The following is a 20,543-nucleotide window of genomic DNA, read 5'->3' as shown; positions in this document are numbered from 1 at the left end:
GGAGTGGCACGGAAGCCCACAGCCGAAGCAGCTCGAGAGGTCGTAGGGGAAGACGTCCCTCGTCGAGCAAGCGGAGGTCAGCAGTGAGCACCCGTGGCAACACCCGAGGTGTGGTGTACGTCCACTCGTCGCCGTCTGCGGTGTGCCCGCACGTCGAGTGGGCGATTTCGGGCACCCTCGGGGCCCGAGTCGAGCTGAAGTGGACGGCGCAGCCCGCCAGTCCCGGACAGCTGCGTGCCGAGTGCGGCTGGCGCGCGCCCGCCGGCACCGGCGCCAAGCTGGCCGCCGCGCTCAAGGCCTGGCCGATGCTGCGCTTCGAGGTCACCGAAGAACCCAGCGCCGGAGTCGACGGCGAGCGCTTCTGCTTCGCGCCCGGCCTCGGCCTGTGGCACGGCCGCACCAGCGCCAACGGCGACATCGTTGTGGGCGAAGACCAGCTGCGCGCGCTCGTGAGCATGACCCGCGGCGGGGAGTCGCTGGCGCACAAGCTCGACGAGCTGCTCGCGGCGAGCTGGGACGAGGCGCTCGAGCCCTACCGCCACGCCGGCGACGGCGCCCCCGTCACCTGGCTGCACCAGGTCGGCTGAGCCCCTCGGCTGGGTGAGTACCCTCTCGGGGGTGACCGCCCGTCCGCCCGCGCCCGCCCGTCAGCGGTGGTTGGTACCTGTGCTCGTCGTGGTCTTGTCCGTGACCGTGGGCGGTGGCCTGCTCGCGCGCGAGCTGTACCGCCGTCCCGCGGCACCACAGGACGATCCGGTCGCGTCGATCCCGACGACGTCGGTCAGTTCGGGCGACGAGTCGAGGTCCCCTCAGGTCGAGGTCACCGAGGACGCGGCACGGCACCCGCAGGACGAGACCGTGCGCCAGGTGCTGCAGATGTACTTCGACGGTGTGAACCACCACGACTACGACCAGTGGGCCCAATCCGTCTCCGAGGGGCGCGTGAAGGTCTATCCGCGGGACAAGTGGCTCAAGGGCTTCCGGTCCACGAAGGACGTCAACATCCTGCTGTACCGCATCGAACCCGGCGCCGGCACCTCGTTGCGGGTGCTGGTGGGCTTCACGAGCACGCAGTCCGTCGACGAGGCGCCGCCCGACTTCCCGTACACGTGCATCCGGTGGCGCCTGGTGCTGCCGATGGTCTTCGAACGCGGCGGATACAAGATCGACGCCATCCAATCGGGCGCGTCACCCGAGCACGACCGCTGCTGACGGAATGACCCCGGACGCGAACCAGGGCCCCTCCCGCGGTGGGAGGGGCCCTGGTGTCGTCGAACGGAACTGCTCAGGCGGCCGGCGTGAACAGCAGGGCGGTGTTGTGACCGCCGAAGCCGAAGGAATTGCTGATCGCCGCGGTGAGCTCGACCTTGCGGTTTTCACCCGAAACGACGTCGAGCTGCACCTTCGGGTCGAGGTCGGTCAGGTTCAGCGTCGCGGGCACGACACCCTCGTAGAGCGAGAGGATCGTGGCGATGCCCTCCACCGCGCCGGCGCCGCCGACGAGGTGGCCGAGCGCGCCCTTCGGCGCGGTGACCACGGGGTGCTCACCGATCGCCTTGCGGATCGCCGCGGCCTCGCCGATGTCACCGACCACAGTGGACGTCGCGTGCGCGTTGACGTGACCGATGTCCGAAGGGGACAGCTCCGCCATCGTCATGGCCGCGCGCATGGCCGCGATCTGCCCGATGCCCTCCGGGTGGTTGCCCGTGATGTGGTACGCGTCGGAGGTGATGCCGTAGCCGGCGAGCGTCGCGTAGATCCGCGCGCCGCGAGCCTTGGCGAGATCGGCCCGCTCCAGCACGACCACCCCGGCGCCCTCGCCGAGCACGAAGCCGTCGCGGCTGACGTCGAACGGCCGGGACGCGGCCCCCGGGTCGTCGTTGCGGGTCGACACCGTGCGCGCCTGGGCGAAGCCCGCGAGGGTGATCGGGTGGATGCACGCCTCGGTGCCGCCGGCGACGACGACGTCGGCCCGCCCGGACCGGATCATCTCGTAGCCGGTGGCGATGCCCTCGGCGCCGGAGGCGCACGCCGAAGCCGGGGAGTGCACCCCCGCACGCGCCTTCAGGTCGATGCTCACGTGCGCGGCCGGGCCGTTGGGCATCAGCATCGGCACGGTGAGCGGCGACACCTTGCGGAGCCCCTGCTGGTGCAACAGGTCGTTCTGGCTGAGCAGCGTGACCGGGCCGCCGATGCCGGTGCCGATCGACACGCCCAGCCGCTCCGGCTCGACGTCGGTGTGCTCGTCGGTCTGCTCGGTGAACCCGGCGTCGGCCCAGGCCTGCCGGGCGGCGATGATCGCCACCTGCTCGCACCGGTCCAGCCGGCGCGCCTGCACGCGCGGCAGGACCTCGGTCGGCTCGACGGCGAGCGTTGCACCGATCTGCACGGGCAGGCCGAGCTCCTCGACCCACTCCGCGTCGATCTTGCGCACCCCGCTGCGGCCCGCCAGCAGACCGTCCCAGGTGGACGCGACGTCCCCGCCGAGGGGCGTGGTCGCCCCCATCCCGGTGATCACGACGTCGATGTTGCTCATGGGAGTCTCCCCAAGGTTGCTCCGGACCGGGCGCACCCGGCCCGGGTACGAAGAGGACTTACTTCGAGTTGGCGGACACGTAGTTCACCGCGTCGCCCACGGTCTTCAGGTTCGCGAGCTCGTCGTCCGGGATCTTGACGCCGAACTTGTCCTCGGCCTGCACGGCGATCTCGACCATCGACAGCGAGTCGATGTCCAGGTCGTCCACGAACGACTTCTCGGCGGTGACGTCGTCCTGAGCCACACCGGCCACCTCTTCGACGATTTCGGCGAGGCCGGCGAGGATCTCAGCGTTGTCAGCCATTGGAGTTGTTCCCTTCTCGGTTCTTCTTCAGGTCCACCTCACGAGCACGGCGCCCGCGAGGGAAGTATCCATCAGGGGCAGACGAACGCCTGCCCGGCATACGACAGCCCGGCACCGAAGCCGATCGCCAGCACCACGTCGCCCGGCTTCGCGGTGCCCGCCTTGCGCATGTGGTCCAGTGCCAGCGGGACCGACGCCGACGAAGTGTTGCCCGAGTACTTGATGTCGTCGGCCACCACCATGTCTTCGCGCGCACCGGCCGCCCGCAGCTTCTTGGCGATCGACTCGACGATGCGCAGGTTGGCCTGGTGCGGGATCAGCACGTCCACATCGGACGGCTGCAGGCCCGCGGCCTCCAGCGCGCGCATCGCGATCGGCGCGATCTGCGTGGTCGCCCACCGGAAGACCGACTGGCCCTCCTGGTGGATGTACTGGTGGTCGCGCATGTAGATGAGGTCCACGAGGTCGCCCGCGCTGCCCCACACCACCGGGCCGATGCCCGGTTCGTCGGCCCCGCCGACCACGGCGGCGCCCGCGCCGTCGGCGAAGATGATCGCGTTGGCGCGGTCGGTCGGGTCGACGACGTCGGTGAGTTTTTCGGCGCCGATCACGAGCACCTTCTTCGCGGAGCCGGCGCGGATCAGGTCCGAGGCCACGCCGAGGCCGTAGCAGAAGCCGGCGCACGCGGCGTTGAGGTCGAAGGCGCCGGGGCTCGGGATGCCGAGCCGCGCGGCGACCTGGCCGGCGGCGTTGGGGATCGGCGAGGGCATCGTGCAGTTCGGCAGGATGACCGTGTCCACTTCGGACGGGTCGACGCCCGCGTCGGCCATCGCGGCTTCGCCCGCGGCGACCGCGAAGTCGACCAGCAGCTCGTCCTTGTTCCCGAAACGGCGCTCGATGATGCCCACGCGCTCGCGGATCCACTGGTCGTTGGTGTCCATGAGCTCGGACAGGTCGTCGTTGGTCACGACCCGCTCCGGCTGGTGGCTGCCGACACCGAGGATGCGGGTGCTGCTGGGGCCCTGCGTGAGACGCAGGCTGGGGCGGTCGGTCACTGGGCGTCCTCCTCGCGCAGCTTCGCCAGGTCGTCCGGCGTCTTCAGCGCGGTCGTTGTGGTGACGACACCCTTGAGCTGCCGCTTGACCAGGCCGGTCAGCGTGCCCGCGGGCGCGAGTTCGATCGTGCTGGTCACGCCGAGCGAGACGAGGCCGTCCATGGTCAGGTCCCAGCGCACCGGGCGGGTGACCTGGGCCAGCAGCCGCTCGAGGTACTCGGCGCCGCTCGTGACGACGGCGCCGTCGGCGTTCGACAGCAGCGGGCGCGTGGGGTCGGCCGGGGTGAGGCCGGCGGCGTGCTCGCGAAGGGAGGCTTCCGCGGGCGCCATGTAGGGCGTGTGGAAGGCTCCGGCGACCTTGAGCGCACGGATCTTCGTGCCCTCCAGGGGTTCGGCGACGATCCGCTCGATGGCGTCGGCCGCGCCCGAGGCGACGATCTGGCCGGCCCCGTTGCGGTTGGCCGCGGCCAGGCCCTGCTCCTCGAGCCAGGCGACGACCTCGCCGGGGTCGCCGAGCATCACGGCGGCCATCGACGTCGGTTCCAGCGCGCAGGCCTTCGCCATCTCAGCGCCGCGCACCGCGGCCAGCGCCACGGCGTCGGCCGCCGGCAGCACCCCCGCGATCGCGGCGGCGGCGAGTTCGCCGACGGAGTGGCCGGCCACCGGCGCGTCGTCCGCGACCGGCGCGACCTGCTGCAGGCGCTCGAAGGAGAGCAGCGAGAGCGCGACGATCAACGGCTGCGCGACCGCGGTGTCCTGGATCTCCTCGGCGTCGCCCTCCGTGCCGAGGCGGACGAGGTCGAGGCCCGCGCGCGCGGACCACTCCTCGACGCGCTCGCGCGCACCGTCGGACTCGAGCCACGGGGAGAGCATGCCGGGGGCCTGTGAGCCCTGGCCGGGGGAGAGGACTGCTGCTGTCACGGTGTCTATGACACCACGGGCGGCGACGCTCCAGCAGATGCGGGCGGTAACCAAGTCCGTGCGGGGTTATTGGAGGAAACCTCCAAAGACCCGCGGTGGATCCTCGCCCTTAACCCAGATGCCTTGTGGGATTCAACCATCGCTCGCCGTGAAGTCTGTCACGAGCCAGACCGGCGCGCCACCCGCTCACCACGGGCCCGCGCCCGGGTGGGCATCTTCGTCGCGCCGCGGGGGTCAGGAGCTCGCGGGGCTGACTGGCGCGGCCTGACGGTGCGGGTGCACGGGGCGCCAAGCCCGTCACCGAGGCGCCGCCGGTCCGCCGCGCGCCGGGTTCGCAGCCCGGCCGTCACCACAAGCCGCGCGCCCGGGCCAGCCGGCCGACCGTGAGGGCGGTGCGGAGCACGAACGCATCCCTGGGTTCGGTCGGGTTGCGGCCGGTCAGCTCGGCCGCTTTGCGCAGGCGGTAGCGGACCGTGTTGGGGTGCACGAAGAGCGACTGCGCGCAGCGCTCCAGCACGCCGCCGGTTTCGAGGTAGGTCTCGACCGTGCGCTGCAGCGCCGGGCCCGCTTCCTCCAGTGGGCGCGCGACCAGGTCGACCAGCAGGCGCTCGGCTCCGGGATCGCCGGAGAGGGCGCGTTCGGGCAGCAGGTCGTCGGAACGGACGGGGCGGGGCGCGCCGGGCCAGGCGACCACCGCGCGCAGGCCGGACAGCGCTTCGGCGGCGCTGTGGTGCGCCTCGGCCAGCGACGGCACGGTCGGGCCGGCGACCACGGGCCCGTCGGCGAAGACGGCGGACATGCGCGAGAGGGATTCGCGTTCCTTCACCCCGCCGTCGGTCGGGCCGCCGATGACGATCACGAGCCGCGAGCCCTGCACCGACAGCAGCACGGGCCGGCCGACGCGGGCGGCGCGGCTGCGGACCTCGAACACCACCGTCGGCGGGTCCTCCGAGGGCGGGTTGCCGACGATCACCGTGGCGGCCGCCGCGGGGTCCCAGCCCAGCGCGGCCGCGCGCGAGAGCACAGCCTCCTCCGCGTCGCCGCGCACGATGCCGTCGACGACGAGCGCTTCGAGCCGCGCGTCCCACGCGCCGCGCGCTTCGGCCGCGGCCGCGTAGGAGTTGGCCGCGGCGAACGCGATCTCCCGGCCGTAGCGCAGGATTCCCTCGATGAGGGCGGCGCGCTCCGCCTCGTTGGCGGCGAACTCCGGCAGCTGCTCCTCGAACACCTCGATCGCGAGCCGCACCATGCCCACGGCCTGGCGCAGGCTGATCCACCGCGACAGCTCGGCCGGCGCGTCGCGGAACGCTTCCGTCGTGAGCTTCAGCGCTTCCTTCGAATCCCGCAGCCACGAGACGAACCCGGCGGCACCCGCCTGGGTGATCAGCAGCACGCTCGCGCGCTGGTCGGCCGGCAGCCGCCCGAACCACACGAGCCTGCGCTCCATCACCGCGACGCTCGCGCTCGCGAGCCGCCCGGAGGCGTGCTCGAGCGAGCGCAGCGTCTTCGCGGACAGCCCGTGGTGCTTGGGGACCCGGCGCCCCGTCGTCTCAGCCATTTCGGACTCGATCCTACGTGGACATTCGATCGGCAACTTTCGGCGGCGGACACGCAACCGGCGGGGCTGGGAACCGTGACCCGGCCTCTCTACGATCCGTAACCGGTGATGTACGTCACCGAATCCGACACCAAGGGGGAAAGGGCGAATGCCAGAGCCCGGACTGGAGATCGACGCGATCTCCAAACGCTACGGCACCGTCGTGGCGCTGGAAAAGATGACTTTCGACGTGCGGCCGGGTGAGCTCTTCGGCTTCGTCGGCAGCAACGGCGCGGGCAAGACCACCACGATGCGCATCGCGCTCGGGGTGCTGAGCGCGGACGCGGGCGAAGTGCGCTTCGCTGGTTCGCCCATCACGCACGAAACGCGGCGGCACATCGGGTACATGCCGGAAGAGCGTGGTTTGTACCCGAAGATGAAGGTGGGCGAGCAGCTCACGTACCTCGCTCGCCTGCACGGGATCTCGGCGGCCGACGCGCAGGCGTCGACCGTGCGCTGGACCGAACGCCTCGGCGTGGCCGGGCGCCGCGACGACGAGGTGCAGAAGCTCAGCCTCGGCAACCAGCAGCGCGTGCAGCTCGCGGCCGCGCTGGTGCACGACCCGCACATCCTCGTGCTGGACGAACCGTTCTCCGGGCTCGACCCGGTGGCGGTCGACGTGATGAGCCAGGTGCTCAAGGAGAAGGCGGCCGAAGGCGTGCCTGTCGTGTTCTCCAGCCACCAGCTCGATCTGGTGGAGCGCCTGTGCGACCGCATCGGCATCGTCCGGAGTGGACGGATGGAGGCGTTGGGCACCGTCGAGGCCCTGCGGGCCGGCGGCTCCGTGCGGCTGCTCGTCGACGCGCCGAAGGCGGGTGACGACTGGGCCGCGGGGCTGCCGGGCGTCGCCGTGCTCGGCCGCGAGGGTTCGGTCACCGAGCTGGAGCTCAGCGACGGCGCCGACGACCAGGCCGTGCTGCGCGCGGCGCTGGCGACCGGGCCGGTGCACGAGTTCGCGCGGAAGTTCCCGTCGCTGACCGAACTGTTCCGCTCCGTCGTGACCGAGAACCACCAGCAGCAGGAGGCCGCGTGAGCATGCCCGATGTCCGCATGAGCCCGCTCGCCGGCGTCGGTCTCGTCGCCTCGCGGGAAATCAGCACGCGGCTGAAGTCGAAGGCCTACCGGATCAGCACGCTCGTGCTGTTGATCCTCATCGTCGCCGCCGTCGTGGTGCTCAAGCTCGTCGGTGGCAGCAGCGGTCCCGACTCGACCGTCGGCTACGTGCCCGCCGCGGCTCCGCTCGCCGCGCCGCTGACCGCGACCGGGAAGTCGGTGGGGCAGGACATCGCGACGCAGCCGGTCGCCGACGAGCAGGCCGGGATCGCGAAGCTGAAGGACGGCTCGATCGACGCGCTGCTGGTGCAGGGTGCCGACCGCGTCCACGTCCAGGTCGAGAAGGACCTCGACGGCAACCTCAAGAACGTGCTGACCGTGCTCGAGGGCCAGGTCGCGCTGAACGAGCAGATCGTCGCCCTCCGCGGTGACCCGGCGCAGGTGCGCGCAGCGGTCGCCGGCGCGAGCATCGACCAGCTGCCACCGCTGGAGAAGCCCTACGACTACGACGGCCAGCAGCTGGTGCTCGGCATCGTCGCGGGCATCCTCATCTACCTGTCGCTGCTGCTCAACGGCCAGGCCGTGGCGCAGGGCGTGGTCGAGGAGAAGACGTCGCGCGTGGTCGAGCTGCTGTTGTCGACCATCAAGCCGTGGCAGCTGATGGCGGGCAAGGTGCTCGGCATCGGTGTCGTCGGGCTGATCCAGATGCTCGCGATCGGGATCGTCGGCCTCGCCGCGGGCCTCGGGACGGGGGTGCTCACCATCTCGGTGTCGGCCGCGATCGGCACGGTCGTGTGGCTGGTGGTGTGGTACCTGCTTGGCTTCTTCATGTATTCGATCGTCTTCGCGGCGCTCGGGGCGCTGGTCTCGCGCCAGGAGGACGTGAGCGGGGCCGTGTCGCCGGCGCTGATGCTCGTGATCGCGGGGTACGTCGTGGGCATTTCGGTGCTGCCCTCGGATCCGTCGAACAAGTTCGCCGAGGTGCTTTCGGTGATCCCGGTGTTCGCGCCGACGCTCATGCCGATGCGGCTCGCGATGGGCGGAGTGCCCGTAGGGGAAGCCGTGGTGTCGGTGGGACTCGTGGTGCTGCTGATTCCGGGATTGATCTGGCTCGCCGCGCGGATCTACCGAAACGCTGTGATGCGCACCGGAGCGAAGGTGAAACTGAGCGATGCGCTGCACGCCGCCTGAGTGTCCGTTCGGTTAACGAACGTTGTCGCGCTGCGAAACCCGAATTGTATTCGCAGGGCGACGACACGAACACCCGCTGAATACGCCCCACGCCAATACCCCGGAAATGCTCGAGGCCGCCCGGCGCTTGCGGTTTTCGCTGCGCCGGACGGCCTCGTCTCCCCGGTCCCCACCGGTAGTTCCAAGTATGGCCGCGATTGATCTTCCCGCGCCAGTCGTCTCACTCGATCGTGGTGCACAGCACTCCCGCCCGCTGGGTACCTGATCGACAGCCGGTGCAGCGACGCAGCCGGAATCCACGGGAAGGGAGCCAGCGTGGGTGAGCAACTGAAGGGCGGACTCGGGCAGGCCTGGAATCTGGTGGCCACGTTCGTCCCGAAACTCGTCGGTTTTCTGATCATCCTGCTGATCGGCTGGCTGATCGCGAAAGCGGTGTCCAAAGCGCTGTCACTGGTGCTAGCAAAACTCGGTTTCTCCCGGCTGGTGGAGAAGACCGGCCTGACCGGAATGATGAAACAGGCGAATGTCGACGCCACGACGGTGCTGGTGAAACTCGTCTGCTACTTCATTCTGCTGATCGCGCTCCAGCTGGCCTTCGGCGTGTTCGGCCAGTCGAATCCGGTCAGCCGGCTGCTCAACGACATCATCGCGTTCCTGCCGCGGATCGTCGTGGCGCTCGTGCTGGTCGTGGTGGCCGCGGCCATCGCGAAGGTCGTGCGCGACGTCGTGACCTCGGCCCTGGCGACCCGCCCGGCCGGACGGCTGCTCGGCACGATCTCCCACTGGCTGATCATGGCGTTCGGCATCATCGCCGCGCTGGGCCAGGTCAACATCGCGACGGCCGTCACCGGCCCCGTGCTCATCACCGTGCTCGCCACCATCGGCGGCGTCATCGTCGTCGGCTTCGGCGGCGGCCTGATCAAGCCCGCCCAGGAACGCTGGGGCGGCTGGTTGACCAGCCTCCAGAGCCAGGTCGGCGCGGGCGGCCGGAGGCAGGTCGGTGGTCAGCAGGCCACGCAGCCGGCGCAGAGCACCCGAACGACACCGGCCGCCCAGCCGCCGCAGGCGCCGACCCAGACCAGGCCGCCCGCGAACGGGCAGATCACCCCGGACACCCCGACCCCACCGGCCGGGTTCAACCGCGTCGACCGCTGACGCCGGCGCGGTCGCGGAGGCCCGGTGCATCGGGAGGGCACCGGGCCTCCGTGTGCGTAATCGCACTCACACCGACGGGAATCCCGCCCGTGCGCCCGGTGTCGGCGGCCGTGGACGGAAGGGGTACGGACGTGGACTTCCTGCTGCGGCACGGCATCACGGTGCTCGGCCAGTGGATCTCGATCGCGGAGCTCGCCGGGCAGGTGCTCGCGCTCGCGGTGGTTTTCCTGGCCGACCGGAGAACGGTGTGGACCTGGCCCGTGCAGGTGGGTGCGACCGTGCTCCTGTTCTCGGTGTACGTCTCCGCCGACCTCGGTGGCCTGGCCGGCCGCCAGATCGCGATCCTGCTGATCTCGGTCTACGGCTGGTGGGCGTGGCGCCGCCGCGCGGACCCCGTCGACGGGATGGTCGTGCGCAGCGCCCGGCCGGTCGAGCGGTGGGCCATGCTGGGCGCGTTCGCCGTCGGCACGGTCGGCATGGCGCTGGTGCTGCAGGCGCTGCACGCGTCGTGGGCGCCGTGGCCGGACGCAGCGATCTTCGTGGGCACGCTCGTCGCCTTCGGGGCGCAGGGCGCGGGGCTCGTCGAGTTCTGGGGCGTGTGGCTGGTGGTCGACGCGATCGGCGTGCCGCTGCAGATCTCGTCGGGTCTGTACTTCTCCGCCGCGATCTACGTGGTCTTCGCGGGTCTGGTGGTGCACGGCTGGTGCACGTGGAACCGCTCCGCCAAGCGCGTCGCCGCGCGGGCGGTCACGGCAGCATCCAGCTGAGCACCGGTGTGCTCTGCCCGAGCACGATCAGGCACATCACCAGCAGCAGCCCCACGCTCCACGGCAGCACCTTCCGCAGCAGCTTGCCCTCTTCCCCGGGCAGGTTGGCGGCCACGCACGCGATCGTGAGGTTCTGCGGCGAGATCATCTTGCCGAGCACGCCACCGGAACTGTTGGCCGCCGCGAGGAGGTCCGCGGGCAGGTTCGTCTGGTGGGCAGCCGTGACCTGCAGTGCGCCGAACAACGCGTTGGCCGAGGTGTCCGACCCCGAGACCGCGACGCCGAACCAGCCGAGCACGGGGGAGAGGAACGCCAGCCCCGCACCGGCCGCCGCGATGAACGTGCCGATCGTGCTCGTCTGACCGGACAGGTTCATCACGTACGCCAGCGCCAGCACACCTGTCACGGTGAGGATCGCGAACCGCAGTTCCTTCACCGTCGCCAGCCACTCCTCGCCGGCCGGGCCCGCGGTGACCTTGAGCGCGACGATCGTGAGCAGCCCGGCGATCAGCACGAGCGTGCCGCCGGTGTTGAGGAACGGCAGCGAGAACGTGTTGCCGGACACCGCCTTCCCGTCCGGTCCGTGCACGTCGAGGCCGGGCCAGTGGAACTTCCACGTCGCCGCGTCGAGCACCTTCTTGATCGGCGGCACCTGCGCGAGCGAGAAGATCACGATGATCAGCGCGTACGGCAGGTAGGCGCGCACGACCTCGGTGCGCTCGTCGGGCCGGTCGAGCGTCGCCGTGCGCGTGCCGGTGAGCACCTGCGTGCGGACCTCCTCGGGCACCGCGCGCCGCGTCATGGGCAGCGCCACGAGCGCGGCCGCGCCGGCCAGCGCCGCGCCGATGTCGGCCAGCTGCGGCGACACGAAGTTCGACGCGAGGAACTGCACCACGCCGAACGCGAGCCCGCAGACCAGCGCCGGCACCCACGTTTCCCGCAGCCCGCGCTTGCCGTCGACGATGATCACCAGCAACAGCGGCACGAACAGCGCGAGCAGCGGCGTCTGCCGGCCGACGATCGACGACACCTGCTCCAGCGGTAGCCCGGTGACCTGCGCGAGCGTGACCACGGGGGTGCCCATCGCACCGAAAGCGACCGGCGCGGTGTTCGCGACGAGCGCCACCACAGCCGCGCGGACGGGCCCGAACCCCACCGCCACGAGCATCACCGCGCTGATCGCCACGGGCGCGCCGAACCCGGCCAGCGCCTCCATCAGCGCGCCGAAGCAGAACGCGATGATCAGCGCCTGCAGCCGCGGGTCGTCGGAGATCCGGCCGAACGAGCGGCGCAGCACGTCGAAGTGACCGGTGCGCACGGTGATCCGGTAGACCCACAGCGCGTTGACCACGATCCACAGGATGGGGAACAGCCCGAACGCGGCGCCTTGCAGCGCACCGGAAATCGCCTGTCCCACGGGCATCCCGTACACGGCGATCCCCACGACGAGCGCCACCACGAGCCCGATCAGCGCGGCGTGGTGCGCTCTGGTCCGGACCACGCCGAGCAACACCAGCACCACGGCCAGCGGCACCACCGCGACCAGCGCGGAAAGCCCGAGACCACCGAGCGGGGTCAGGTCCTGCACGAACACGGGGGACCTCCGGGGGACCGCTGGTTCCGCATCGCGGAAACAGCCTTTCACGAGGTGGCTGAGATCCTCGTCACAAGTCCACCGGGGCGTCAACCCCGTGTCGCACGTCTGGACCAACCCGGACGGAACTCTGTCCACCGGCGCTGCGCGCGCCGGGGGAATCCAGTGCGCCGTTCAGCGCAGGGTGACGTGGGAGGGGCGCAGGTCCTCGACGCGCCGGACACCCAGCAGCTGCATGGTCCGGACGAGTTCGGTGCGCAGGATGTCGACGCAGCGCTGGACACCGCGTTCGCCGCCCGCCATCAACCCGTAGAGGAACGCGCGGCCGACGAGCACGAAGTCGGCGCCGCGGGCGATCGCGGCCACGATGTCGCCGCCGGAAAGGATGCCGGTGTCGACCCACACCTCGGCGTCGCCCTGGAGCTCGTCGAGAACGGCGGGCAGCAGCTCGATCGGCGTGGGCGCGCGGTCGAGCTGGCGGCCGCCGTGGTTGGACAGGACCACGCCGTCGGCGCCGTGCTTCACGACGTCACGGGCGTCGTCCACGTTCTGCACGCCCTTGACCACGAGCTTCCCCGGCCAGGTGCGGCGCACCCAGTCGAGGTCGTCGAAGTCGAGCGTCGGGTCGAAGAGCTGGGCCAGCAGCTCGGCGACGGTGCCGTCGAAGTGGCTCAGCGAGGCGAAGTTCAGCGGCTCAGTGGTCAGGAGGTTGAACCACCAGGCGGGATGCAGGGCGCCGTCGGCGAAGGTCTTGAACGTGAGGGCAGGCGGGATGGTGAGGCCGTTGCGCACGTCGCGCATGCGGGCGCCGGCCACCGGGGTGTCGACGGTGAGCAGAAGCGTGTCGTAGCCGTTCTCCCACGCGCGATTCATCAGATCTTCGCCCGCGCCGTGATCGCGCCACACGTAGAGCTGGAACCACTTGCGCGCCTCGGGCGCGGCCGCGGCGAGATCCTCGATCGAGGTGGTCGCCATGGTGGACAGGCCCATCGGGATGCCGTTGCGCTGCGCCACGCGGCCCACGGCGCGCTCGCCCTCGTGCTGCATCATGCGCGTGAACCCGGTGGGCGCGAAGCCGAACGGCAGCGCCGACGTCTTGCCGAGCACGGTTTTCGTGGTGTCCACATCGGACACACCGCGCAGCACGTTGGGGTGGAACTCCACGCGCCGGTAGGCCTGCCTCGCCCGCAGCAGGCTGTCCTCCAGCTCCGCGGCTCCGTCGGTGTAGTCGAACGCGGCGCGCGGCGTGCGCTTGCGCCCGATCATCCGCAGGTCGGCGATCGTGTGCGCGGTGGACAACCGCCGGTCGGTCGGGTTGAGCACGATCGGCTTCGGCCGCAGGATCTGCTTCAGTTCGCTCGGCCGCGGCAGGCGACGCTGGGTCACGCTCCATCACCCTTCCAGAAACTCCACAGACGCCTCAATACATCCGACGTCTACCTTAGCTGGGGCGGGCCCCGGAAACAGCGGAACCCTCCGGCAATTTTCCAGCCCGGAGGGTTCCGCTGCGACCTACCGCCTACGCGTTGCCCGAGTCCGAGGTCTGCGGCCCGGCGGCCGCGACGTCGTCGAGACGGTAGCGGCGCACCGCTTCACCCACCTTCGCCTGGTCGACCTCGCCGCGCTTCGCGAGCGCGGTGAGGGCGCCGACGACGATCGACTGGGCGTCCACGAGGAACTTGCGCCGCGCGGCCGGGCGGGTGTCGGAAAAGCCGAACCCGTCGGTGCCGAGCGTGAGCATGTCCGTGGGCACCCACGGCCGGATGAGGTCCGGCACGGCGCGCATCCAGTCCGACACCGCCACGACGGGACCGTTGACCCCCGACAGCGCCTGCGTCACGTACGGCACGCGCGGGCTGTCGTCCGGGTGGAGCAGGTTGTCGTGGTCGATCTCGACGGCTTCGCGGCGAAGCTCGGTCCATGAGGTGGCCGACCAGACCGCGGCGCGCACGCCCCACTCCTCGGCCAGCAGCTGCTGGGCCTTGAGCGCGTCGGGCATCGTGACGCCGGAGACCAGGATCTGGGCCTCCGGGCCGTCGCCCGCCGGGGCGTCGGCGTACTTGTAGAGGCCCTTGAGCAGGCCGTCGACGTCGAGGTTCTCCGGCTCGGCGGGCTGCTGGTACGGCTCGTTGTAGACCGTCAGGTAGTAGAAGACGTTCTCGCCGTTGCCGTGCGGCCCGGTCTCGCCGTACATGCGCCGCAGGCCGTCACGGACGATGTGCGCGATCTCGAACGAGTACGCCGGGTCGTAGGCCACGACCGCCGGGTTGGTCGCCGACAGCAGCAGCGAATGCCCGTCGGCGTGCTGCAGACCCTCACCGGTCAGCGTGGTGCGGCCCGCGGTGGCGCCGAGCACGAAGCCGCGCGCCATCTGGTCCGCCGCCGCGTACAGGCCGTCGCCGGTCCGCTGGAACCCGAACATCGAGTAGAAGATGTAGATCGGGATCATCGGCTCGCCGTGCGTGGCGTACGAGGTGCCGACGGCCGTGAAGGACGCGGTGGAACCCGCCTCGTTGATGCCCTCGTGCAGCAGCTGGCCCTTCTCGGACTCCTTGTAGGCCAGCATCAGGCTCGCGTCGACCGACGTGTACGTCTGGCCGTGCGGGTTGTAGATCTTGGCCGTCGGGAACATCGAGTCGAGCCCGAAGGTGCGGGCCTCGTCCGGGATGATCGGGACGACGCGCTTGCCGATCTCCGAGTCCTTCGCGAGTTCGCGCACGAGCCGGACGAACGCCATCGTCGTGGCGACCTCCTGCTTGCCCGAACCCTTGCGGATGCCCTCGTAGATCTTATCACCAGGCAGCACGAGCGCCTTGGCGTTGCGCGGCCGGCGCTCCGGCAGGTAGCCGCCCAGCGCCTTGCGGCGGCCGATCATGTACTCGATCTCGGGCGAGTCGGGGCCCGGGTGGAAGTACGGCGGCAGCTTCGGGTCGCGCTCGAGCTCGGCGTCGCTGATCGGGATGCGCTGGGCGTCGCGGAACAGCTTCAGGTCGTCGAGTGTGAGCTTCTTCATCTGGTGCGTGGCGTTGCGGCCCTCGAACGCCGGGCCGAGACCGTAGCCCTTGATGGTGTGGGCGAGGATCACCGTCGGCTGGCCGTGGTGCTCCATGGCCGCCTTGTACGCCGCGTACACCTTGCGGTAGTCGTGGCCGCCGCGCTTGAGGTTCCAGATATCGGCGTCGGACAGGTCCTTGACCAGGTCCTTGGTGCGCGGGTCGCGGCCGAAGAAGTGCTCGCGGACGTACGCGCCGTCGTTCGCCTTGTACGTCTGGTAGTCACCGTCGGGCGTCACGTTCATCAGGTTGACCAGGGCGCCGTCGCGGTCGGCGGACAGCAGCGCGTCCCACTCGCGGCCCCAGATGACCTTGATCACGTTCCAGCCCGCGCCGCGGAAGTACGACTCGAGCTCCTGGATGATCTTGCCGTTGCCGCGCACCGGGCCGTCGAGCCGCTGCAGGTTGCAGTTGATCACGAAGGTCAGGTTGTCGAGGCCCTCGCCGGCGGCCACGTGGATGAGGCCGCGCGATTCCGGCTCGTCCATCTCGCCGTCGCCGAGGAATGCCCACACGTGCTGGTCGGTGGTGTCCTTGATGCCGCGGTCGCGCAGGTAGCGGTTGAACCGCGCCTGGTAGATCGCGTTCATCGGGCCGAGGCCCATCGACACCGTCGGGTTCTCCCAGAACTCCGGCATCAGCCGCGGGTGCGGGTACGAGGGCAGGCCGCCGCCCTCGCCGGCGTGGCTGTACTCCTGGCGGAAGCCGTCGAGCTGCCGCTCGGACAGCCGGCCCTCGAGGAACGCGCGGGCGTACATGCCGGGGGAGGCGTGGCCCTGGAAGAAGATCTGGTCACCGCCGCCGGAGTGGTCCTTGCCGCGGAAGAAGTGGTTGAAGCCCACCTCGTACAGCGCGGCCGACGACGCGTACGTCGAGATGTGCCCGCCGACGCCGACACCGGGGCGCTGGGCGCGGTGCACCATGATCGCCGCGTTCCACCGGATGTAGCGGCGGTACCGGCGCTCGATCTCCTCATCGCCGGGGAACCACGGCTCGTTCTCCGTGGGGATGGTGTTGACGTAGTCCGTGGACGTGAGGGCGGGTACGCCGACGTTGCGCTCGCGGGCGCGCTCGAGGATGCGCAGCATCAGGTACCGGGCGCGCTGCTGGCCACCCCTGGCCAGCGCCTCGTCGAAGGAGTCCAGCCATTCGGCGGTCTCCTCCGGGTCGATGTCGGGCAGGTGCGCCGCGAGTCCGTCACGGATGACGCGTACGCGTGCCGGGGTCTCCTTGCCGGAGGCGCCGTCGTTCTGCGGGGCCAAGGGGTCTCCTTGTAGCTGGTTGTAGCCGTTGTAGCTGCTGGGCGGGAGTGCTCGCCGATTCCCATCGTCGTCCCCGGCCCGGCTCCCGTCACCTCTACTGCCCGGTAACAAGGGTCGCCCCGAGTGCACCACTCCCCGCGCGCGGTGTATCGCGCGCGCGTTTCTTTCTCCACAACCCTAGAGGAGGCGTTCCGCGGGGTGGTGGGACACTGCCCACAGACACCCGTCCCGGGGCCTCACGAGGGCCCAGGGCGGCCTCTACGCTGCGACACGACTTGTCAAAGATCCGGTGTGGACGGTTGCGCGCAGCGCCGCGCCAGTGTTCGCTATCGACATCCGTGTACCCGAGTGTGGTGGCCGGGGTGGCTCCGAGGGCCGGCCGACCGCCACGCTCCGTCGTAGTTGGAGGAGTGGAAGCAGTGGTCGCCGCGGGAGACGCAGGCAGCGCCAGCGTCGCCGAGAGGCTTGGCATCAAGCCGGACATGGTGGTCCAGGAGATCGGCTGGGACGAGGACGTCGACGAAGACGTCCGCGCGGCGATCGAAGAGGAGATCGGTGCTGAACTCCTCGACGAGGACGCGCAGGAGGTCATCGACGTCGTGCTGCTCTGGTGGCGCGAGGACGACGGCGACCTCGGCGACGCCCTGGTCGACGCCCGGGGGCCCCTGGACGAGAACGGCGTGATCTGGGTGCTGACCCCGAAGACGGGGCAGCCGGGACACGTCGAGCCCAGCGAGATCGCCGAAGCCGTGCCGCAGGTCGGCCTGGCGCAGACCGCGAACATCAGCGTGGGGGCCGACTGGCTCGGTACGCGGCTGGTGTCGCCCAAGTCCTCGAAGGCCAAGCAGCGCTGAACCCGGGCCGCGGGCGCCGACGCGATAGGGTTGTCGGCGCACGTTCGTGTTCGCTCTGGAGAGGATTCGCCGGTATGGCCGTCGAGGTCGGTTCACCAGCCCCTGACTTCACCCTCAACGACTACAACAAGCAGCCCGTCACGCTGTCGTCGTTCAAGGGCGACAAGCCGGTGCTGCTGGTCTTCTTCCCGTTCGCGTTCAGCGGGACCTGCACCGGCGAGCTGTGCCAGCTGCGCGACGAGTTCGCCGACTACGACACCAAGGGCGTCCAGGTCCTGGGCGTTTCCGTCGACGCGGTCTTCTCGCTGAAGGTGTGGGCGGAGCAGCAGGGCTACCAGTTCCCGCTGCTGTCGGACTTCTGGCCGCACGGCGCCGTGGCGCAGGCCTACGGCGTCTTCAACGACAAGGCCGGCATGGCCCTGCGGGGCACCTTCCTCATCGACACCGACGGTGTGGTGCGCTTCGCGGAGGTCAACCAGCCCGGCGAGGCCCGCGACCAGTCGGCGTGGAAGAAGGCCATCGCCGAACTGGCCTGACGTTCTCCCGGCGGGACCCGGCCTCGTCGCCGGGTCCCGTCCCGGGGCGCATAGCTCAGCGGAAGAGCACTCGGCTTACACCCGAGCGGTCGCAGGTTCGAACCCTGCTGCGCCCACCCTTCGCCCTTCGACACCGCCCGGCGATCGGCCGGCTATCGAGCGCTGCTCCACCCGTCCTCGACCGCCGCGATCGCTGGCCTGCCAGTCGTCGGCACCGTCCTCGGCGTCATGGGCACCTGGTTGCCGCGGCGTACGCGATCCGCGAGGCACGCAACCCGGGCACGAGCGACCGATCTCGCGGCGGGCTCCCACCCGGGGCGCCCGGCGCCCCCGGCCGGGCCTGCCCCCTCGACAAGCCCGGCCGGCGCGCCCCCGCCAAGGGCGAACATGTGTCAGGAGCGCCGAAGGGGGCCCTGGATACGTCGAACGCTGCGGCGAACGGGTGATCTTCCGAAGCGTCTCGAACGCTTGTTCACGGCTCGAGCCCGGCATGACCTGGGCCAGCGGGTTTTGTGACGGCTCTCGTGACGGGCCGTCACCCTTTCGTGGGTAACGAACCGAACGGATCGGCCGAGAAGCCGTCAGCAAGTTTCGTCCACTACGAAGGGGGAGAAGCCATGCACTCGGTGAAACTGGCCGGCAGAGCCGCGGCGGTGCTGGCGTTCGCCGCCGCGGCCGTGACGGCGGTCGCGGTTCCGGCGAGCGCGCAGACCGTCGACAAGGCGACGTTCGCGTCAGCGGCGACTCGGGCGACTGGATCAGTGGAGGCCAGTCCTATGCGTACGACACCGCTGCGAACGATCGGCTGACCGTCAACGCGAGCGAAGCGGACGACTACGTCGGCATCTCCGTGTCCGGTGCCAATGGCGACAACTGGAGCGCCGATTTCGCCGCGCCGCGCGGCACCGCGCTCGCGCCCGGCACCTACGCCGGCGCGCTGCGCTATCCGTTCCAGCCGCTGCAGGCGCCCGGGTTCTCGCTGACCGGCAACGGCCGCGGCTGTAACGAGAGCACCAGCACCTTCACCGTCGAGAACGCTGTGTTCGGACCGAGTGGCTACGTGCAGGAGTTCGACGCGACGTTCGAGCAGCATTGCGAGAACGGCGCCACCGCGGCGCGGGGCGAAGTGCACCTCACCAACCCGCCGGCGCCCGCGGAGCTGGGGATCGGTCTGAAGGTGGCGACCTCGGGCACTGCGAGCACGCTCAACGGCAAGGCCGGCCTGACCGGCACCCTCGAGTGCACCGAGCCGGCGACGGTCACGTTGTCGGGTACAGCCACGCAGGTCAAGCACAATGTGATCATCCGCGGCTCGTACAGCACGCAGGTCCCGTGCACGCCGGGCGCGGCGGCGCCGTGGCAGGTGGTGGTGGATCCGATCGGTACCACGCCGTTCCAGAAAGGTCAGGCCGAGGTCGTCACCCGGGCGACGGCTCTCGACCCGAACTACAACACCAATGTGTCCGTCAGCGACACCACGGTGGTGACACTGACGAAGGCGTGAGTTCGGTGGGCCCACGCCTCCACGAGCGTGGGCCCACCGCAACCAGACCGAGGAAAGTCAGGCCGCCGTCCACTCGTGCTCGGCCAGGATCGGGTGCAGGGTGTCTGTCGACGAGCCGGTTCGCGAACGTCGACAGCGTGTAGGTCGCGATCCCGAGCACGACTTCCAACGCCTGCTGCGGCGTGTACCCCGCGGCCAGGAACGTGTCCAGGTCGGCCGCCGGCACTCCGCCGGCCGTGGCGAGGACCGTGAGCGCGAAGCGTCGCACCGCTTCGAGACGCGGGACCGGCAACGGTGACTCCGAGCGCAGCGCCGCCACGAGTTCGGCGGAGCCGCCGACGCTGAGCAGCCGGGCCGTGTGCAGGGCGACCCAGAAGTGGCAGCGGTTGCGTGCCGCCACGGTGAGGATGAGGGTTTCGCGCTCGAGCGGGTCCAGCGTCGTCGATTCGAACAGCGCGCTGAGCCGCAGGAAGCCGTTCAGCAGCTCCGGTGACGTCGCCAGGCGCGCGACGGCTGCGGGCAGCGAGCCGAATGCTCGGCGGTCGCCGTCATGGCCCGACGGGCGGCGGGTGGGGCGGAGTCGACGGTGTGGTCGGGGAAGTGCGACACGGGAGTCTCCGGTAAAATAGTCAATGTGGTTGTCGAAACCGTAAACTTGGTTGTCGAGTTTGGCAAGCGGCATGGCTGACGCGCCCGGCTTCACGCTGCCGTTGCTGCTGTTCGCGGGCTTCCGCACGCTGATCGACGACCTGCACGCCGAGCTCGCGCGGCAGGGGTACCCCGACGTGCGGCCCGCCTACGGCTTCGCGATGCAGGCCATCGGCCGGCGCGGCGTGAGCGCGTCGGAGCTCGGCAAGCGCCTCGGCGTCTCGAAGCAGGCCGCGGGCAAAACCGTCGACCGGCTCGAGTCGCTCGGGTACGCCGAGCGCGCGGACGACCCCGAGGACGCCCGCCGCAAGCTCGTGCGCCTCACGCCAAGGGGCGTCGACGCGCTCGCCAGGTCTGCCGCGATCTTCGACGACCTGCGGACCCGGTGGGTGCGCGAGCTGGGAGCCGGCCGCGTCCGCGCGCTCGAAGCCGATCTCCGCGCGGTGGTCGGGGAAACCGGTTTCGGGCTCGACGTCGCGGGGTGGTTCGCCGGGTAGCGTGACTGGCGAGCAGT

General features: G+C 70.5%; 19 protein-coding genes and 1 tRNA gene. 11 read left to right on the top strand and 9 right to left on the bottom strand.

The genetic code is table 11. The annotated features are described in order from the left end of the window. The first annotated feature begins 83 nt into the window (after nt 1-83). Nucleotides 84-587, top strand: a complete 504-nt coding sequence (locus tag I6J71_RS34055; RefSeq protein ID WP_204090597.1) for a DUF3145 domain-containing protein — start codon at nt 84-86, stop codon at nt 585-587. Between the two features lie 31 nt (nt 588-618). Further along, nucleotides 619-1,212 (top strand): hypothetical protein, encoded by a 594-nt coding sequence (locus I6J71_RS34050; protein WP_204090596.1) that lies wholly within the window; start codon nt 619-621, stop codon nt 1,210-1,212. Between the two features lie 73 nt (nt 1,213-1,285). Here I6J71_RS34050 and I6J71_RS34045 read toward each other — a convergent pair whose 3' ends face one another. The 5 genes from I6J71_RS34045 to I6J71_RS34025 all read right to left on the bottom strand — a co-directional run bounded on the left by I6J71_RS34045 (nt 1,286) and on the right by I6J71_RS34025 (nt 6,373). Beyond that, on the bottom strand, nt 1,286-2,536 hold the full coding sequence (locus tag I6J71_RS34045; protein ID WP_204090595.1) for a beta-ketoacyl synthase: 1,251 nt from the start codon (nt 2,534-2,536) through the stop codon (nt 1,286-1,288). Nucleotides 2,537-2,594: 58 nt separating this feature from the next. Next, on the bottom strand, nt 2,595-2,840 hold the full coding sequence (locus I6J71_RS34040; RefSeq protein WP_004559006.1) for an acyl carrier protein: 246 nt from the start codon (nt 2,838-2,840) through the stop codon (nt 2,595-2,597). A 71-nt stretch (nt 2,841-2,911) separates the two neighbouring features. Next, nucleotides 2,912-3,895, bottom strand: a complete 984-nt coding sequence (locus tag I6J71_RS34035; RefSeq protein ID WP_204090594.1) for a beta-ketoacyl-ACP synthase III — start codon at nt 3,893-3,895, stop codon at nt 2,912-2,914. Next, the gene (locus I6J71_RS34030) at nt 3,892-4,767 is read right to left on the bottom strand and encodes an ACP S-malonyltransferase (RefSeq protein WP_204097373.1); all 876 of its coding nucleotides are present in this window, start codon (nt 4,765-4,767) and stop codon (nt 3,892-3,894) included. Before I6J71_RS34030 ends, I6J71_RS34035 begins: the two co-directional genes overlap by 4 nt. Before the next feature lie 394 nt (nt 4,768-5,161). Further along, nucleotides 5,162-6,373, bottom strand: a complete 1,212-nt coding sequence (locus I6J71_RS34025) for a CdaR family transcriptional regulator (RefSeq protein WP_204090593.1) — start codon at nt 6,371-6,373, stop codon at nt 5,162-5,164. A 148-nt stretch (nt 6,374-6,521) separates the two neighbouring features. Between I6J71_RS34025 and I6J71_RS34020 the strand changes: the two genes are divergently transcribed. The 4 genes from I6J71_RS34020 (at nt 6,522) to I6J71_RS34005 (ending at nt 10,578) form a co-directional block, all read left to right on the top strand. Continuing rightward, on the top strand, nt 6,522-7,445 hold the full coding sequence (locus I6J71_RS34020) for an ABC transporter ATP-binding protein (protein ID WP_204090592.1): 924 nt from the start codon (nt 6,522-6,524) through the stop codon (nt 7,443-7,445). 17 nt (nt 7,446-7,462) lie between these two features. Further along, nucleotides 7,463-8,656, top strand: a complete 1,194-nt coding sequence (locus I6J71_RS34015; protein ID WP_204097372.1) for an ABC transporter permease — start codon at nt 7,463-7,465, stop codon at nt 8,654-8,656. Between the two features lie 315 nt (nt 8,657-8,971). Beyond that, nucleotides 8,972-9,811 carry a hypothetical protein gene (locus I6J71_RS34010; protein ID WP_204090591.1) on the top strand — a complete coding sequence of 280 codons (840 nt, stop codon included), beginning with the start codon at nt 8,972-8,974 and terminating at the stop codon, nt 9,809-9,811. Between the two features lie 131 nt (nt 9,812-9,942). After that, nucleotides 9,943-10,578, top strand: a complete 636-nt coding sequence (locus I6J71_RS34005) for a nicotinamide mononucleotide transporter family protein (protein ID WP_204090590.1) — start codon at nt 9,943-9,945, stop codon at nt 10,576-10,578. On the opposite strand, the gene I6J71_RS34000 is transcribed toward I6J71_RS34005, so the two are convergent. The 3 genes from I6J71_RS34000 to aceE all read right to left on the bottom strand — a co-directional run bounded on the left by I6J71_RS34000 (nt 10,559) and on the right by aceE (nt 16,487). Further along, nucleotides 10,559-12,172, bottom strand: coding sequence for an L-lactate permease (locus I6J71_RS34000; protein ID WP_204090589.1), 1,614 nt, complete (start codon nt 12,170-12,172; stop codon nt 10,559-10,561). The two genes, I6J71_RS34005 and I6J71_RS34000, sit on opposite strands and share 20 nt — an antisense overlap. A gap of 174 nt (nt 12,173-12,346) precedes the next feature. Continuing rightward, nucleotides 12,347-13,558, bottom strand: a complete 1,212-nt coding sequence (locus tag I6J71_RS33995; RefSeq protein WP_204090588.1) for an alpha-hydroxy acid oxidase — start codon at nt 13,556-13,558, stop codon at nt 12,347-12,349. A gap of 133 nt (nt 13,559-13,691) precedes the next feature. Further along, nucleotides 13,692-16,487: a pyruvate dehydrogenase (acetyl-transferring), homodimeric type gene (gene aceE / locus I6J71_RS33990; RefSeq protein WP_204090587.1), complete on the bottom strand. Its 2,796-nt coding sequence runs from the start codon at nt 16,485-16,487 to the stop codon at nt 13,692-13,694. A 419-nt stretch (nt 16,488-16,906) separates the two neighbouring features. On the opposite strand from aceE, the gene I6J71_RS33985 reads away from it, so the two are divergent. From I6J71_RS33985 to I6J71_RS33970, 4 genes are all read left to right on the top strand, one after another. Continuing rightward, nucleotides 16,907-17,341: a DUF3052 domain-containing protein gene (locus tag I6J71_RS33985; protein WP_204090586.1), complete on the top strand. Its 435-nt coding sequence runs from the start codon at nt 16,907-16,909 to the stop codon at nt 17,339-17,341. Nucleotides 17,342-17,415: 74 nt separating this feature from the next. Continuing rightward, complete coding sequence (locus I6J71_RS33980; protein ID WP_204090585.1) at nt 17,416-17,877, top strand: peroxiredoxin; 462 nt, start codon at nt 17,416-17,418, stop codon at nt 17,875-17,877. Between the two features lie 44 nt (nt 17,878-17,921). Beyond that, a tRNA-Val gene (locus tag I6J71_RS33975) sits at nt 17,922-17,993 on the top strand. Between the two features lie 734 nt (nt 17,994-18,727). Then, on the top strand, nt 18,728-19,381 hold the full coding sequence (locus I6J71_RS33970) for a hypothetical protein (protein WP_204090584.1): 654 nt from the start codon (nt 18,728-18,730) through the stop codon (nt 19,379-19,381). Here I6J71_RS33970 and I6J71_RS33965 read toward each other — a convergent pair. Beyond that, a complete protein-coding gene (locus I6J71_RS33965) occupies nt 19,344-20,084 on the bottom strand; it encodes a carboxymuconolactone decarboxylase family protein (protein WP_370542009.1) in 741 nt (246 codons plus the stop codon). The genes I6J71_RS33970 and I6J71_RS33965 overlap by 38 nt on opposite strands. Between I6J71_RS33965 and I6J71_RS33960 the strand changes: the two genes are divergently transcribed. After that, nucleotides 20,062-20,526 carry a MarR family winged helix-turn-helix transcriptional regulator gene (locus tag I6J71_RS33960; RefSeq protein WP_204090583.1) on the top strand — a complete coding sequence of 155 codons (465 nt, stop codon included), beginning with the start codon at nt 20,062-20,064 and terminating at the stop codon, nt 20,524-20,526. The two genes, I6J71_RS33965 and I6J71_RS33960, sit on opposite strands and share 23 nt — an antisense overlap. Nucleotides 20,527-20,543: the final 17 nt, after the last annotated feature.

The sequence above is a fragment of the Amycolatopsis sp. FDAARGOS 1241 genome, from assembly GCF_016889705.1.
Taxonomy (GTDB): domain Bacteria; phylum Actinomycetota; class Actinomycetes; order Mycobacteriales; family Pseudonocardiaceae; genus Amycolatopsis.
The sequence above is the reverse complement of the archived record's forward strand: the minus strand, read 5'-3'. Positions and strand labels throughout refer to the sequence as shown.

Excerpts from the sequence above, each read along its gene's own strand:
- I6J71_RS34030 (WP_204097373.1), bottom strand. The coding sequence starts at position 4,767 with ATGCTCTCCCCGTGGCTCGAGTCCGACGGTGCGCGCGAGCGCGTCGAG.
- I6J71_RS34020 (WP_204090592.1), top strand. The coding sequence starts at position 6,522 with ATGCCAGAGCCCGGACTGGAGATCGACGCGATCTCCAAACGCTACGGC.
- I6J71_RS34015 (WP_204097372.1), top strand. The coding sequence starts at position 7,463 with ATGAGCCCGCTCGCCGGCGTCGGTCTCGTCGCCTCGCGGGAAATCAGC.
- I6J71_RS34045 (WP_204090595.1), bottom strand. The coding sequence starts at position 2,536 with ATGAGCAACATCGACGTCGTGATCACCGGGATGGGGGCGACCACGCCC.
- I6J71_RS33960 (WP_204090583.1), top strand. The coding sequence starts at position 20,062 with ATGGCTGACGCGCCCGGCTTCACGCTGCCGTTGCTGCTGTTCGCGGGC.
- I6J71_RS34040 (WP_004559006.1), bottom strand. The coding sequence starts at position 2,840 with ATGGCTGACAACGCTGAGATCCTCGCCGGCCTCGCCGAAATCGTCGAA.
- I6J71_RS33980 (WP_204090585.1), top strand. The coding sequence starts at position 17,416 with ATGGCCGTCGAGGTCGGTTCACCAGCCCCTGACTTCACCCTCAACGAC.
- I6J71_RS34025 (WP_204090593.1), bottom strand. The coding sequence starts at position 6,373 with ATGGCTGAGACGACGGGGCGCCGGGTCCCCAAGCACCACGGGCTGTCC.